This window comes from Thalassolituus sp. UBA3500 (genome assembly GCF_002377545.1).
In the GTDB taxonomy this organism is placed as follows: Bacteria; Pseudomonadota; Gammaproteobacteria; order Pseudomonadales; family Oceanobacteraceae; genus Thalassolituus.
In genome coordinates, this window is the sequence record NZ_DFQB01000058.1 from 102,510 (window position 1) to 117,929 (window position 15,420).

General features: G+C 48.1%; 12 protein-coding genes and 1 tRNA gene. All 13 read left to right on the plus strand.

Annotation, left to right across the window (positions count from 1 at the left end; translation table 11 throughout):
• The first annotated feature begins 60 nt into the window (after positions 1 to 60).
• On the plus strand, positions 61 to 1,896 hold the full coding sequence (gene dnaG / locus B2R29_RS14270; protein WP_301181684.1) for a DNA primase: 1,836 nt from the start codon (positions 61 to 63) through the stop codon (positions 1,894 to 1,896).
• Positions 1,897 to 2,085: 189 nt separating this feature from the next.
• On the plus strand, positions 2,086 to 3,903 hold the full coding sequence (rpoD, locus tag B2R29_RS14275) for an RNA polymerase sigma factor RpoD (RefSeq protein WP_374047320.1): 1,818 nt from the start codon (positions 2,086 to 2,088) through the stop codon (positions 3,901 to 3,903).
• A gap of 311 nt (positions 3,904 to 4,214) precedes the next feature.
• Positions 4,215 to 4,291: transfer RNA gene (locus tag B2R29_RS14280), tRNA-Ile, on the plus strand.
• Positions 4,292 to 4,475: 184 nt separating this feature from the next.
• Entirely contained in the window at positions 4,476 to 4,679 is a 204-nt protein-coding gene (locus B2R29_RS14285; protein ID WP_301181685.1) for a helix-turn-helix domain-containing protein, read from the plus strand.
• A gap of 12 nt (positions 4,680 to 4,691) precedes the next feature.
• A complete protein-coding gene (locus tag B2R29_RS14290) occupies positions 4,692 to 7,904 on the plus strand; it encodes a type I restriction endonuclease subunit R (RefSeq protein WP_301181686.1) in 3,213 nt (1,070 codons plus the stop codon).
• 42 nt (positions 7,905 to 7,946) lie between these two features.
• A complete protein-coding gene (locus B2R29_RS14295) occupies positions 7,947 to 9,581 on the plus strand; it encodes an HsdM family class I SAM-dependent methyltransferase (protein ID WP_301181687.1) in 1,635 nt (544 codons plus the stop codon).
• On the plus strand, positions 9,574 to 10,878 hold the full coding sequence (locus B2R29_RS14300; RefSeq protein ID WP_301181688.1) for a restriction endonuclease subunit S: 1,305 nt from the start codon (positions 9,574 to 9,576) through the stop codon (positions 10,876 to 10,878). Before B2R29_RS14295 ends, B2R29_RS14300 begins: the two co-directional genes overlap by 8 nt.
• A gap of 72 nt (positions 10,879 to 10,950) precedes the next feature.
• Entirely contained in the window at positions 10,951 to 12,306 is a 1,356-nt protein-coding gene (locus B2R29_RS14305) for an AAA family ATPase (RefSeq protein ID WP_301181689.1), read from the plus strand.
• 3 nt (positions 12,307 to 12,309) lie between these two features.
• On the plus strand, positions 12,310 to 12,909 hold the full coding sequence (locus B2R29_RS14310; RefSeq protein WP_301181690.1) for a hypothetical protein: 600 nt from the start codon (positions 12,310 to 12,312) through the stop codon (positions 12,907 to 12,909).
• Positions 12,902 to 13,915 (plus strand): DNA-binding protein, encoded by a 1,014-nt coding sequence (locus B2R29_RS14315; protein WP_301181691.1) that lies wholly within the window; start codon positions 12,902 to 12,904, stop codon positions 13,913 to 13,915. The genes B2R29_RS14310 and B2R29_RS14315 overlap by 8 nt, the downstream gene beginning before the upstream one ends.
• Before the next feature lie 16 nt (positions 13,916 to 13,931).
• Positions 13,932 to 14,408 carry a type II toxin-antitoxin system death-on-curing family toxin gene (locus B2R29_RS14320; RefSeq protein ID WP_301181692.1) on the plus strand — a complete coding sequence of 159 codons (477 nt, stop codon included), beginning with the start codon at positions 13,932 to 13,934 and terminating at the stop codon, positions 14,406 to 14,408.
• A 5-nt stretch (positions 14,409 to 14,413) separates the two neighbouring features.
• Positions 14,414 to 14,686, plus strand: a complete 273-nt coding sequence (locus B2R29_RS14325) for a hypothetical protein (protein ID WP_301181693.1) — start codon at positions 14,414 to 14,416, stop codon at positions 14,684 to 14,686.
• Between the two features lie 71 nt (positions 14,687 to 14,757).
• Positions 14,758 to 15,336, plus strand: coding sequence for a hypothetical protein (locus B2R29_RS14330; RefSeq protein ID WP_301181694.1), 579 nt, complete (start codon positions 14,758 to 14,760; stop codon positions 15,334 to 15,336).
• Positions 15,337 to 15,420 lie beyond the last annotated feature (84 nt).

The following is a 15,420-nucleotide window of genomic DNA, read 5'->3' on the forward strand; positions in this document are numbered from 1 at the left end:
TGGCGCTTTTCGCGTTTCTGAAGATAATAACTTTGAGACTGATTGCGGAAACACACCTGAATGGCCGGCCGGATACCCCAAAGCTTTATTGATGAACTTCTCGCCCGTGTCGATGTTATCGACGTGGTCGACAGTCGTGTAAAGCTTAAAAAAACTGGCAAAAACTACTCCGCCTGCTGCCCGTTCCATAACGAAAATACGCCCTCCTTTACGGTCAGCCCTGATAAACAGTTTTACTACTGCTTCGGTTGCGGAGCATCGGGAACAGCCCTGCGCTTCGTTATGGAGTTCGATGGACTGAGTTTTCCTGATGCCGTTGAAAAACTCGCTGACCAGATGAATATGGCCGTCCCGCGAGAAGCCGCGAGCCAACGTGAAGTTCAGCAAGAGCAAGAACATCAGTCACTGTTCAAACGAATGGAAGCGGCCAGCCAGTTCTTTGAACGACAGCTACGGGAACACGACAAGCGGGACAGGGCCGTTCAGTACCTGAAAGGTCGCGGGCTTTCCGGCAAGGCCGCTAAGTTTTTTGGAATCGGTTATGCACCGCCCGGCTGGGATAACCTTCAGGAAACCCTGGGCACCGACAAAACTGCCATACGGGAACTGATCACCAGCGGTATGTTGATCGAAAAAGAAGACGGCCGTACCTATGACCGCTTCCGTGATCGCATTATGTTCCCGATCCGCGATGCCCGCGGGCGATATATCGCTTTCGGGGGGCGCGTACTGGGCGATGAGAAACCTAAGTACCTGAACTCACCTGAAACACCGATATTCCAGAAGAATCGCGAACTGTATGGGCTCTACGAAGCACGAAAAATACGCCAGAAGCTGACCCGGTTTGTTATCGTCGAAGGCTATATGGACGTTGTTGCTCTGGCAGAGTTCGGGATTCACTACGCCGTTGCAACCCTGGGCACCGCCACCAGCGAGCACCACCTGCGGCGCTTGTTTAAAATCGTTCCTGAAGTAATTTTCTGCTTCGATGGCGATAACGCCGGACGCACTGCAGCGGCACGCGCCATGGAAACTGCCCTGCCCGTACTCAGCGACGGCGTACAGGCGCGTTTCTTATTTTTACCTGACGGAGAAGACCCGGATACTCTGGTCAGGCAAGAAGGTCGCGACGGCTTTGAAAAACGTCTCAATGAGTCTCTGCATCTGCCCGAATTTCTGTTCGAACAGCTTAAACAGCAAGTCGATTTTGATACCTTAGATGGCAAGGCTCGCCTGGATAAAATGGCGGCCCCGCTGATCGGCAAACTCCCGAAAGGCACACTAAGAAGCCTGATGGAAAAACGCCTCGAAGACATGATCGGCACCCGCAGTGCCGCGATGGCCGCGGTGAATGAAACCGCTCCAGAGCCAGAACCCGAGATTGATGACGGCGTATCCATGCCGGACATTATTACCGAGCCGGTTCCGCCCAGTCATGCACCAGACATTGAAGACCCACTCGCGCCCATGGTGCACAGAGCCATCTCCAGTCTCGTTCGCTTTCCGGCGCTGGCGCAGGAGCTGAGCATTCCTGACACCGAAGCTGAAACTGAATACGAACGCCTGCTATTCGAAATTCTTAAGCGACTGCACCAGTCTCCTCAGCAGGAAAGCATCGGCCTGCTGATTCAGTGGATAGGCAGCCCATACGAACCAGAATTAAAAGCGCTCGCCGACCATCCCGAGGGCGACAAAATCCGCCCAGTCGCCGCCGAGGTCAGAGTCGTGCTGGAAAGAATGATGGCCCGCAAAGACGACCGCGCCCTGGAAGAGCTCGAAGCCAAGTTTCATCGTGGCGAAAAGCTGACTCCCGAAGAGCGATCGCAACTGCACGAACTCAAGAAACAACGTAAACAAAGAAACCACAAACGAACAGGTATATATCATCGCCACTGACTTGAAAATTGCCCGCTTCAACCCAAACTTACTAACAACGCAGCCACCCCGCTACGGCCAGCCAGCCGCTGGGGAACAATCTCTGCCAAGTCTGGCCTAAACAGTCGTCTAATCACTGGCTTAAGCTGAGGTTAAGCGATATACTTCGCGGTTTTCTTCCGCCTTAAAAATTCGGAACACAGGGCTTCTATGTCGACCAGTACGCAACAATCCCGTCTCAAAGAACTTATCGCCAAAGGTAAAGAGCAGGGTTACCTCACCTATGCACAGGTGAACGACCACCTGCCAGACGATATTGCAAACCCGGATCAGGTTGAAGATATCATCCGTATGATTAATGACATCGGTATTCCTGTGTCAGAAGTTGCCCCGGATGGCGAATCCCTGTTCATGTCTGAGACTGCCGACGACGCTGCCGCAGAAGAAGCTGCCGCTGCTCTCGCATCTGTAGAATCCGACGTGGGTCGCACCACCGACCCAGTGCGGATGTACATGCGCGAAATGGGTACCGTTGAACTTCTGACCCGCGAAGGCGAAATCGTTATCGCCAAACGCATCGAAGAAGGCATCCGTGAAGTGATGTCCGCTCTGGCGTATTTCCCGGGTGCAGTACAGCGCATCATGACCGCATTCCAGGAAGCCGAAGAAGATCCGAACCGCGTTGGCGATATTTTCAGCGGTTTCATTGATCCGACCCCAGATGGCGAAATCACCCCTCCTGGCCCTTCTGCCGCTCAGAAAGCGGAAGAAAAAGAAGCCAGCGATGACGATGACGACGACTCTGAAGAAGACAGCGGCATCGACATGGCTGAAGTGGTACGACGCTTCACCGAAATCAATGACGCTAATATCGCTGTAAACAAAGCCATCGAGAAGCACGGTCGCGCCAGCAAGCAAGCCGAAAAAGCGATCTTAGCGCTGGCAGAACTGTTCGCTCCGATCAAGCTGACGCCGAAGCACTTCGACGTACTGGTAAGCGATGCTCGCGCCGCACTCGACGCAATTCGTGCTCAGGAACGTCAGATCATGGTTCTGATGACCCGTAAAAGCGGCATGAATCGCAAAGAATTCATCGGTGGATTCCCAGGTAACGAAGTGAACAACGAATGGGTTGAAGAGCTGATTGCAGCAGGCAAGCCTTATTCAGACAAACTCGACACCTATAAGCTTGAGATCTTCCGTTGTCAGAAGAAAATCAAAGCCGTCGCCGACAGCGTTGGCCTGAGCATTCCGGAAATTAAAGAAGTTAACCGTCGCGTTTCTATCGGCGAAGCACGTGCACGCCGCGCCAAGAAAGAAATGGTAGAAGCTAACCTGCGTCTGGTTATCTCGATTGCTAAAAAATACACCAACCGTGGCCTGCAATTCCTCGACCTGATTCAGGAAGGCAACATTGGTCTGATGAAAGCCGTCGACAAGTTCGAATACCGTCGCGGCTATAAGTTCTCGACCTACGCCACATGGTGGATTCGTCAGGCGATCACCCGTTCGATCGCTGACCAGGCGCGTACCATCCGTATTCCGGTTCACATGATTGAAACCATCAACAAACTGAACCGTATTTCTCGTCAGATGCTTCAGGAAATGGGCCGTGAGCCAACCCCTGAAGAACTGGCAGAACGCATGGAAATGCCAGAAGACAAAATCCGTAAAGTCCTCAAGATCGCCAAAGAGCCGATCTCCATGGAAACGCCAATCGGTGATGACGAAGATTCACACCTCGGTGACTTCATTGAAGACACCCAGTCTTCTTCACCACTGGATACAGCCACCAACGACGGCCTCACAGAAGCCACCCGTTCGGTACTGTCTGGCCTGACTGCACGTGAGTCGAAAGTACTGCGTATGCGTTTCGGTATCGACATGAACACTGACCACACTCTGGAAGAGGTGGGTAAGCAGTTCGACGTAACCCGTGAGCGTATCCGTCAGATCGAAGCAAAAGCACTGCGCAAGCTGCGTCACCCAACGCGCTCTGAGCACCTGCGTAGCTTTATCGACGAGTAAGGTACTCCCTACTCTGCGACCCCAAAATAACCCGGCCAACGCCGGGTTATTTTTTGCTCAAATTCCCAGAAAAATCAAAGCACTGGCACTCACCGGTAATGGTGCTTATAATGCTGCGCTAGTCATATCTGATGACTGCTCTACAAGGGCATCGCACGAGGTCTTTGTAGGAGGGGATCTTATCCCCAAGCGGTAACATACCGCTGCCATTGTAGGAGGGGATCTCATCCCCGACCCGCTCTGCAAGTGCTGACAAGACGTACCGGTTTGGGCCGGAACAACGCAGTCAAAACGAAGCAGACGAAGTAAATGGGCCTTTAGCTCAGTTGGTTAGAGCATCCGACTCATAATCGGCAGGTCCCCAGTTCAAGTCTGGGAAGGCCCACCATTTTTACTTCTATCACCGCTAGACTATGCGGCAATGGTCGATCGCTCCCCCTAAAGCGCAACGCTAAACAAAACCACTGCGTCTGCCAGCAAAATTTCAACTTCAACTCACAAAAAACGACTTTAAAGCCAATCCGTGGTAGCCTCTTTCACTATTACGAAAATCAATAATTAGAGTCTTTCACATGATCCGTTGCCATCTAGCCCGCATGATGGGCGAGCACAAGATGCGTATTGCCGACGTTGCCAGAGAGACCGGATTAAGCCGTGTCACCGTGACCCTGCTTTATAAAGAAACGGCTCAGAAAGTGGATCTGGAAGCCATTGAGAAACTCTGCCTGCTGTTTGAGTGCCAGGTAGGCGATTTACTTGAGTTAAAACATCAGTAAACAGGGAATGTTATGAAGTTCAATGAAGACACCCGCGTAAAAATTCCCACCATCCTTCATTTGATGAAGCTGGGCTATAAGTACCTGTCGTTAAAAGGTCAAAGCTGGGATCTGGATACCAATATATTCCCTGAGCTGTTCGCCGCAGCGATCCTCAAAATCAATCCTGGCATTGAGCCTGATGATGTGAGTCGCTTGCTCGAAGATATTAAGCTGGAGCTCGACAACGAAGATCTTGGTCGAGCCTTCTTTGAGCGCCTGACAGATCGCTCGAACACCAAGCTGATCGACTTTGAAAACTTCAACAACAACAGCTTTCATGTCGTCACCGAGCTGACCTGCCAGAACGGTGATGAGGAATTCCGCCCAGACATTACCCTGTTGATCAATGGTATGCCGCTGGTCTTTATTGAGGTGAAAAAGCCCAATAACCGCGAAGGTATTCTGGCCGAGCGTGATCGCATCAACAAACGTTTTCAGAACCCGAAATTCAAACGTTTCGCCAACATCACCCAGTTCATGATCTTCTCCAACAACATGGAGTATGACGACGGTGACCCAGAACCCGTGCAAGGAGCATTCTACGCCAGCAGTTCCTATCACAAGCCGGTATTCAACTACTTTCGAGAAGAAGAGATACTGAACCTGACTGCGCTTCTGAAGCCAGTATCGGATGAACAAGAGTTAAAGGTACTGAAAGACAACAACCTGGAAGTCATTCGCAGCAATCCGGAGTTTCAGACCAATAAGCAGCCAGAACGTCCGACAAATCGTATCTGTACATCTTTGGTTAGCCGTGACCGCCTGTCATTCATCCTGCGCTATGCGCTGGCCTATGTGGCTGAGACCGATGGCCTGCAAAAGCACATCATGCGCTACCCTCAGATGTTTGCCACCAAAGCCATTGAGCGCAAGCTTGGTGAAGGCGTAAAGAAAGGCATCATCTGGCACACCCAGGGCAGTGGCAAAACGGCGCTGACCTATTACAACGTGCGCTTTCTAACGGACTATTTCCAAAAGCAGCAGGTCATTCCCAAGTTCTATTTCATCGTAGACAGACTTGACCTGCTACAGCAATCCCAGCGGGAATTCACAGCGCGTGGGTTAACGGTACACACCATTAACTCCCGCGATGCCTTTGCCAAAGACATTAAGGCCACACAGGTGATTCATAACCATTCCGGCAAGCCGGAAATCACTGTGGTAAACATCCAGAAATTTCAGGATGACCCGGAGGTCTTGTCGACCAAAGACTATGACATCAACATCCAGCGAATATTCGTTCTGGACGAAGCGCACCGAAGCTATAACCCCAAAGGCAGCTTTCTGGCCAACCTGTATCAGTCCGATCCCAACGCCATTAAGATCGCGCTAACGGGCACACCACTGATCGTTGACGAAGATAAAGCCAGAAAGAGTCCGGACTTCAAAGCTATCAGCTCCAAACAGATCTTTGGCGACTATATCCACAAGTACTACTACAACGCCTCGATCGCCGATGGTTACACATTGCGCCTTATTCGCGAAGAGATCGCCACCAACTACAAAATGGTGCTGCAACAGGCCTTGGAAGATGTAGAAGTGCAAATGGGGGATGTCGATCGCAAGCTCATCTATGCCCATCCGAGCTTTGTGGAGCCTATGTTGAATTACATCGTCACCGATTTTGAGAAAAGTCGCGGCGCCCTCAATGATGCCAGCATCGGCGGCATGGTCATTTGTGATAGCTCAGACCAGGCCAAAGAGATGTTCAGGCTCTTCGGTGAAAAATACGCAGAAAATGAGCTACCCGGTGCGGCTGTAAACGACGACAACAATCCGGGTTACGGCCTTCCGATGGTGGCGGAAGACTCCCCGGAATATAACGTTTCGGGCGCAGTACCCGGTAGTGAGCCAAACGCCGATCGGAAAAAATCCAACGAGAATAAAGTAACCAATGAAAGAAAGGTTAAAAGTGCAGTATTGATCCTGCACGACATCGGTACCAAAGAGGAGCGCAAAGACTGGGTAGAAGACTTCAAAGCAGGCAAGATCGACTTCCTCTTTGTCTACAACATGCTGCTCACGGGCTTTGATGCCAAACGCCTGAAAAAGCTCTATCTCGGCCGGGTAATCCGCAAACACAACCTGCTCCAGGCACTCACACGGGTCAACCGCACCTATAAGGACTTCCGCTACGGTTACGTAGTGGACTTTGCCGACATTCGCAAAGAGTTTGATGCTACTAACAAAGCCTACTTCGACGAGCTTCAGTCGGAGCTGGGCGATGAAATGGAGCACTACTCCAACCTGTTCAAATCACAGGAAGAGATCGCGGCAGAGATAGATCATATCAAAGACGTGCTGTTCCGCTTTGATACCGACAACGCCGAAATCTTCACCGATCAGATCAGCCAGATTCAGGACCGTGAAACTGTACTCGCTCTGAAGAAAGCCTTGGAAAACGCCAAAAGCCTATACAACCTGATCCGTTTGCAAGGCGACTACGAGTTACTGGAACAGCTGGATTTTGCCAAACTCAATATCCTCTATCGTGAAACCTGCAACCACCTCGATATGCTCAACCTGAAAGAGAGCATCGAACAAGGCACCGACACCGCCAATCTGCTGAATGTCGCCCTTGAAGATGTGGTGTTCCGCTTTATCAAGGTAGGCGAAGAAGAGCTGTTATTGGCTGATCAGTTAAAGAACACCTTGCGCCAAACCCGCGAAGCCCTGGCCAGCAACTTTGATCAGCAAGACCCGAAATTTGTCAGCCTGAAAGAAGAGCTGGAAAGGCTGTTCAAGAAAAAGAACCTCAGTGAGGTCACGCAGGATGAAATGGTGGCCAATATCGACGCGCTCAATAAGATTCACGATCGCGTAAAAGAACTGAACCGCCAGAATAATCAACTGCGACAGAAGTACCTGGGCGATGCCAAATACACCCGTATTCACAAGCGCTTGCAGGAGCGCCAAGAGAATAAGAGCGATATATCAGAGAACGAACGCAAGATTTTTGAAGCCCTGACCGGCGTAAAACAAGATGCCGACGAACAGGTGCTGAACAACAGCCAGATACTGGATAACGAAAGCTACTTTGAACGCCAGATGATGCCTTTAGTCATTCGACGTTTCAAAGGTGAGCAAAACATACCACTCAACGCCGACGCCTCAAGATTCATCAATCACCTGGTGGTCGCAGAGTACCTGAAAGAATTCAATACCGGCAACCGAGCGTGGTAATGCTTAGGCAAGAATGTTGGTAAACCATAAGAGCCGTAAAAAATGGTAGAGCTAGAATTTCAACAAAAAACCAAAGCGCTGATCGACAGCCTGAAGAACATCTGCGCCAACTATGGATTGGGGAACGATGGTAATGAATTCAAAATCATTACCCAGACTTTCCTCTATAAGTTTCTGAACGACAAATTCGCCTATGAGGCAAAGCAGATAGACGAAAAGGTCGCCAGCTCGGAGAAATGGGAAGAAGCCCTGGTCGCCATGAGCGAAGACGAGTTGGAAATGCTGCAACTGCAAATGGGCGGCGATACGGCTCGCTTAAAGCCCCATCACTTTATCAGCTACCTGTTTAGCCAACAGAACGCGCCGGACTTTGCCAAGCTGTTTGACGACACCCTGCGCGATATTGCCCAAACCAACAACGACGTATTTGCCGTAAAGACCGATGGTGGCGCCAAGGTGGTTCTGTTTGATCGCGTCAGTGAATACATTGCTGATGAATCCAAGCGCGATGCTTTCTGCCGCGCCATCATCAACAAGCTGGTCGAATTCAGTTTCGAGCGTATTTTTACGCAAAAATTCGACTTCTACGCCACCATCTTTGAATACCTGATCAAAGACTACAACAGCAACTCCGGTGGCAAATACGCCGAGTACTACACACCCCATGCGGTGGCACGCATTATGGCGGCGATTCTGGTGCCTGCCGAACAGCAAGGCAAAGTGAAGAACGTCAGCTGTTACGATCCTTCAGCAGGTTCCGGCACGCTGTTAATGAACGTGGCCCATGCAATTGGTGAGAACCGATGCAGCATATACACCCAGGACATCTCGCAAAAATCCTCCAACTTACTTCGCCTTAACCTGATCCTTAACAATCTGGTCCACTCTATTCCTAATGTGATCCAGGGTAATACCGTATTACATCCGTATCACCGGGATGGCAAAGACCTGAAGAAGTTTGACTACATCGTTTCCAATCCACCATTCAAGATGGATTTCAGCGACTTCCGCGATGAGCTGAACAGCAAAGAGAACAAAGAGCGCTTCTTTGCAGGTATCCCGACAATACCAAAAAAAGAAAAAGAAAAGATGAAAATCTATTCTCTTTTCCTTCAGCATATAATTTCCTCTCTTAAGCAAGGCGGCAAAGCTGCAGTGGTAGTACCCACCGGATTTATAACCGCTAAAACAGGGATTGATAACAAAATCCTTGGGCATATAGTTAAGAATAAGCTTGTTTCTGGCGTGGTTTCTATGCCATCGAATATTTTTGCCACCACAGGTACCAACGTCTCCATTCTGTTTATGGATGACAGCAACAAAGACAAGGTGGTACTGATTGACGCTTCCAACCTCGGCGAAAAAATTAAAGACGGTAAGAACCAGAAAACCGTACTTAGCGCGGATGAAGAACAACGCATTATCGATACCTTTAATGCCAAAAAGGCGGTAGAAGATTTTTCCGTTGTGGTCAGCTATGAGGAGATCGAAAGCAAAAATTACTCGCTAAGTGCAGGCCAGTATTTTGATGTGAAAATTGAATACGTGGATATTACCCCGGAGCAGTTTTCTGAAAAAATACAGGTATTTACCAGCAACCTAGATAGTCTATTCAGCCAGTCTCGCGAGTTGGAAGCTGAGATTAAAAAGCAGTTGGCAGGGTTGAAGCATGAGTAAATGGCCTGTTTCTAGCCTAAAAGGTAAGATCAATATTAAACATGGGTTTCCGTTTAAGAGTGAGTTCTTCTCAGATGAGGAGACAGACTTCATTGTACTAACACCCGGAAACTTTTATGAAGAGGGTGGTTTTAAGAGGCAGGCAGGAAAAGAGAAATTTTATACTGGAGATATTCAGGAAGAGTATCTACATAAGGCTGGCGACCTAATTGTCGCAATGACCGAACAAGCAGCTGGGTTGTTGGGTAGTTGTGCCAGAGTTCCAGAATCAGGCATTTACTTACACAACCAGCGGTTAGGACTAATCACTACAGACTCGAAGCAGATACTGAGAGATTATGTATATCACCTATTCAAAACGAAGACCGTACGAGAGCAAATCCGCCTCACTTCATCTGGCTCAAAGGTTAAGCACACATCTCCTGAAAGGATATATGACGTAAGGGCCCCTCTCCCAACTGTTTCCGAACAACAGAATATCGTTGATTTGCTTGATTCGATCGAAACAAAAATCGAACTTAACAACCGCATCAACACCGAACTGGAAGCCATGGCCAAAACCCTGTACGACTACTGGTTTGTACAGTTCGACTTCCCCGACGACTCTTCACAAGGTCAAGGAAAACCCTACAAAACCTCCGGCGGCAAAATGGTCTACAACCCAACCCTAAAGCGTGAAATACCGGAGGGATGGATCGATTGCTTGCTTGGAGATCACGTAACCTTTAAACGCGGAATTTCGTATAAAAGCGGCGATATCCAAGATACAGGTGTACCATTTATAAATTTGAATTCATTCTCTTTATCCGGAGATTTCAAGCTTGAAGGCACGAAATACTACAATGGGAAATTCAAACCTGAAAGTAAGCTAAATCCAGGGGAGCTGGTAATTGCCATTACTGACGTTACCAGAAATGCGGATATTATCGGTAAGTCATTCGTTATCCCGGATATATTCGATGAAACGCCGTTAATGTCCTGCGATGTCGCGAGTGTATCTTCGAGAAAATTTTGCAATGCCTATTTAGAACAGCTTTTCAATTCAGAGAGTTATCACAAGTATATTAAATACTATGCTTCTGGAACTCTGGTTCTACATTTGGATTTGAATGGTGTGAAGTGGTTTAAAACTTACCTGCCACCGCAAAAGTTGCTGGAAGAATATAGCCAGCATTGCGCCTCATTGTTCAAACAGCGCGATATAGTCCTTAAAGAAAACGTATATCTCGAATCACTGCGCGATTGGCTTCTCCCAATGCTAATGAACGGCCAAGTAACGGTGGGCGCTGAAAACTGATGATTAACTTAAAAGATAAAAAGCAGGTCGGTTCTATCAATCGATCCAAAGCCACCCAACAAGGAGGCAATAATGAAGTTTAATTTCGAAAATTTAGGCGGAATTGACCAGGGTTCGATTGCACTGGGTGATTTGACCATTATTTGCGGCCCTAACAATGTTGGCAAAACGTACATTAGCTACGCCATCTACGGACTTTTACGCCATTTCAAGCAGTGGATTGATTTGTCGGTGTCGCGTGAGCGTTTAACGCAACTGCGCGACGAAGGCACCTTGTTGATTGAATTGACCGACTATCAAGCGAAATTAGCGAGCTACCTTAAAAGCGCCTCTTCAGAATTTTCTGAAAACTTGCCGCACTATTTTAATGTGCCGGAAGATTTTTTTAACGGCGCGAAAGCCGAGTTTAGCCACGGCCAGCTAGTGTTTGATTTTACCAATGAATTTAAACAGTCGGTGAATTTTGGGCAGTCAGAGCAGTTAAGTTTTTATAAGGCCGAAAATGAAACCGTGTTATCAATTACTTTCCAAACAAAAAGTGGTGGCCGTGTACCGAATCAGATTTTGGATGATGTAATCAGCGATCATATTGCTGATTGTTTGTTTGCTGATTTGTTGCCACGCCCTTTTGTGGTGACATCAGAACGCACTGGTATTGCCTTGTTCTACAAAGAGCTAGATACCAGTAAAAACGCTATCATCGAGCATATTACCAGCGGCGATAAATTAAATCCTATTGATCTTTTAAACAGCATGCGCGCGCGTTATGCTCGTCCGATCCATGACAACATTACCGTAGTACGCGAATACGAAAACTACAGTAAACAAAAAAGTTATATTCGCGTAGAAGATGAATGCAAGCCAATCCGTGATTCACTGCAAGAGTTATTGGGTGGTTCATTTAAAGTTTTAAATAAACAACTAGTGTACATGCCCAAAAAAGAGCGTGGTCGCGATAAAGTTGTTATCCCGTTTTATGTAGCATCCTCTTCGATTAAATCGCTGTTTTTGATTGACCTCTACATCAACTCGCTGGCCGAGAAAAACGGCATGTTAATCATCGACGAGCCAGAGCTGAACCTGCACCCAGATAACCAGCGTAAAATGGCGGGTTTGCTAGCGCGTTTAGTCAATTCTGGCGTAAAGGTGCTGGTGACAACTCATAGCGATTATTTAATTCGCGAACTCAACAACCGCGTGATGCTTAACCTTGATGTCGAAAACAAAGGGCAGATTATGAAATCAGCCAAAATGACCGATTTAGATCTGTTGCAACCTGAACAAATCAAAGCCTACAGCCTAAAAGATGATCACCAGATACATGCCGTAGAAGTAGACAAGTACGGCATCAATATGGAAGTATTTGACAACTTAATCGCCGATGCCAACGAGCTGGCCGATAAAATTTACTACGGTATCAAGGAGTGATCCATGCTGGCAGCGATGAAGGAAATCATCAACCCTGATGTGGTTATCCATTACGATACCGCCAATAAACAGTTAAAACTGAAAGAAGATGGTGCTGACAGTAAGGTGGCGACGCTGTATATCGAGCATATACCCGACAATGCCCTCGCCTTTACTTTGGATTATCAGCCCAGAAAAGATAAACAGAAATATAAACAGCTTTCACTCTATGTAAACTCGACTAACGATGTAGGCGTGAATAAAGGCTGTGACCTGATTATTTTATGGCAAGATACCGAACAAAAGCGGGCTTTAGTATTCGATCTTAAATCCGATAGGCTCAAGCCTAAGGATAATCAGAAGCAACTGGATAACTCGGAGTTGTTCTTAAAATACCTACTGAGCATGGCAGAAGTCCATTACGAAATAGATGCCAACGGTATTGAAATTGATAAAGCCATCGTGACCACAAATGTCAGAAACGTACGCAAAAGAACCACATATCAGCCGAACGCCGGGGCTCCGTTGGTCGGTAATTACAAAGTTGTAAGTGTGTTGGCTAACTCCTCAAGAACAGCCAGTATTTCCTTTCGGCAATTGACCAGAGGCGCTGCAAATGGCTAAAGACCTAACCGCATCATCACATGATCGCCAGAATATCCTCAACAACCGCTACGCCCTGCAGCAGGCCGAGCAGCACTTGGCCTTGGGCGGGGTTGAGTTTGAGGGAAAAACCGTATTCACAAAGGCCCAAGTGGTCACCTTATACGATGTCAGCGACAGTACCATTGAGAAGTACCTGGTCAGCCATGCTGAGGAACTTAAGTCGAACGGATATCAAGTCTTAAAAGGCAAAAAACTAAAGGATTTCAAAGGGTTAGCAGATGGTACCGTAATAGATTACGGTACCAAAACCAGTGTTCTGGGGGTGTTTAATTTTCGATCAGTCCTAAATATCGGCATGCTACTCACCGAGAGCGAACCCGCGCGCCTGCTGCGCTCTCGCCTACTGGACATTGTATTGGATGTCATGGCCGAAAGGGCCGGGGGCCATACCAAGTTTATTAATCAGCGCGATGAAAACTATCTGGTTTCCGCACTTCAAGAGGAAAACTACCGCCGCCAGTTCACTGATGCCTTGGATAACTATGTGGAAGGCAACCACTGGAAATACGCTCGCTTTACCAACCTGATCTATCAAAGCATTTTCCATGAAAACGCCACCGAATATAAAAAGGTGTTGAAGCTTGCCGCCAAGACCAATATTCGCGAAACCCTGTATTCCGAAGTGCTGAACCTGATTGCCAGTTACGAGTCAGGCATTGCCCATGAACTGGAACAGGCGAGTTCTGCTCAAGGCCGCAAGCTGACCCAAAAGGAGGCCGAGAGCCTGTTTGCCAGTTTCGAAAAGCATCCGTTGTTCAAACCGCTTATATTGGATGCACGAACCAAGATGGCCAGCCGTGATTTGTGCTTCCGTGATGCCCTGCATGAAAAGCTGGAAGCCTATGTACAATCGGTACCCGAAGCCGATTTTGAACGCTTTCTGGGTGAAAAGAGTCGCTCTTTGGAAGAGCAGCTCAGTGATCCAGAAACCCTGGCGGTGCTCAAGCGCCTGAAAGACCGCTAGCCAAAGGACGGCATCAATGAATAACTCTGATGGCCCGGAAATCCGATTTTTCTATTTCAACGCGGCACACGCGGTCAGCGTGCACGACTGGATCATCGACCATTCAGGCGGATTGGCCGGAACCAAAGACATTGGCCAACTTGAGAGCCCCCTCGAACATATCCAGAATGACTGGTACTACCCTGAGATGGAAGACAAGCTGACGCATTTGGTTTTCTCTATTAACAAAAATCATGCGTTTAATGATGGCAATAAACGTTCATCACTGGTCTTAGGCGCCTACTTCCTTGAGCTGAACGGCTTCGATTATGTGGTAAAGCGCTTTGTTAAAGAGATGGAAAATATCGTCGTTTGGGTCGCCGATAATGTGATCGACAAAGATTTACTTCATCAGATAATCAGCTCGGTCATATACGAAGACGAATATTCAGAAACCATAAAGCTGGCTATCGTAGAGGCCGTTGAGGCAGCCAAGCAATTAAATCAGGGATAGGTATTATGATCTACCGTGCATCGTTCAATGGCTGGGACAACCTTACAATAGAAGACCTTCTTGTTGCATACCGAAAAGCAAAAGCGGACTGTTTCTTCGAAAACACCTTCCCCATTGCCATCAAATTTGCGGAGTACGAACAAGATCTGTTAGCCAACCGAAACGGTCTGCCAGGCCAATTGAAGAGCAACTCAGGCTTTGAAGCCGATAAGGATCTGCTTGGAGATTTTCGATTACTACCACGGAAGCTATCTACTGATAGAAAGCCAAGCTTCTAGTCAGCACGAGGCAAAGATCAATAAGCTGTTGGTGCCTCCGCTGAATAACCAAGCAAGGATCTAGAAAGAAGATGCACATCTACCGCATAGAGCCGATGTCTGACAAGTTCGGTATGCTGGAACTCAGTTCTAAAGCACTCATTGAAGCCTACGGCGACCTCGGATATGAGGATATACGCGAAGCGGAGACTAGTTTGGCTGATTCCTGGCCCGAGTGTGGCGCCGCGCTCTATGACTATCACTCAACTAACGTTAGCGAGTTACACGCAATACCGGATATCTATACCTGGAACGGCTGCTTTCTGGTATTGAGCGAGCAGGCCAAATGCGACCTTGAAGATATTCTGGCTCCGCTAGGAGAGTTTTTACCCTTCACATTAGATAGCCAGCCTTACCACCTTCTTTCTCTTCACAACGTTGTAACTCCAACGCCCGACCTGACTGAAGAGCTGATTGAAAGTGGAGTACCTACAGGTATCAAGTCTCTCGCTTTCGACTTGCCAGATATTGGCGCACCAGCGGCCTTTAAGACCGCTTTCGATTACTTCAATCATGTTTACTGCACAGAGCAATTGAAAAAACGCGTGATGTCTAGCGACCTTGATGTGGGAGTGACGTTTGTTTCTGAGTTAGCTTACCGTCGACCGTGAACCAGGCTTAAGCTCCGAAGTTCATCCAACATTCTCCACTGCACCTCTACTTTCAACTCTTTGGCATCTGAAAGTCTGCCACTT

Excerpts from the sequence above, each read along its gene's own strand:
- B2R29_RS14305 (WP_301181689.1), top strand. The coding sequence starts at position 10,951 with ATGAAGTTTAATTTCGAAAATTTAGGCGGAATTGACCAGGGTTCGATT.
- rpoD (WP_374047320.1), top strand. The coding sequence starts at position 2,086 with ATGTCGACCAGTACGCAACAATCCCGTCTCAAAGAACTTATCGCCAAA.
- B2R29_RS14290 (WP_301181686.1), top strand. The coding sequence starts at position 4,692 with ATGAAGTTCAATGAAGACACCCGCGTAAAAATTCCCACCATCCTTCAT.
- B2R29_RS14295 (WP_301181687.1), top strand. The coding sequence starts at position 7,947 with ATGGTAGAGCTAGAATTTCAACAAAAAACCAAAGCGCTGATCGACAGC.
- dnaG (WP_301181684.1), top strand. The coding sequence starts at position 61 with ATGGCCGGCCGGATACCCCAAAGCTTTATTGATGAACTTCTCGCCCGT.
- B2R29_RS14320 (WP_301181692.1), top strand. The coding sequence starts at position 13,932 with ATGAATAACTCTGATGGCCCGGAAATCCGATTTTTCTATTTCAACGCG.
- B2R29_RS14310 (WP_301181690.1), top strand. The coding sequence starts at position 12,310 with ATGCTGGCAGCGATGAAGGAAATCATCAACCCTGATGTGGTTATCCAT.
- B2R29_RS14315 (WP_301181691.1), top strand. The coding sequence starts at position 12,902 with ATGGCTAAAGACCTAACCGCATCATCACATGATCGCCAGAATATCCTC.
- B2R29_RS14285 (WP_301181685.1), top strand. The coding sequence starts at position 4,476 with ATGATCCGTTGCCATCTAGCCCGCATGATGGGCGAGCACAAGATGCGT.
- B2R29_RS14330 (WP_301181694.1), top strand. The coding sequence starts at position 14,758 with ATGCACATCTACCGCATAGAGCCGATGTCTGACAAGTTCGGTATGCTG.
- B2R29_RS14300 (WP_301181688.1), top strand. The coding sequence starts at position 9,574 with ATGAGTAAATGGCCTGTTTCTAGCCTAAAAGGTAAGATCAATATTAAA.
- B2R29_RS14325 (WP_301181693.1), top strand. The coding sequence starts at position 14,414 with ATGATCTACCGTGCATCGTTCAATGGCTGGGACAACCTTACAATAGAA.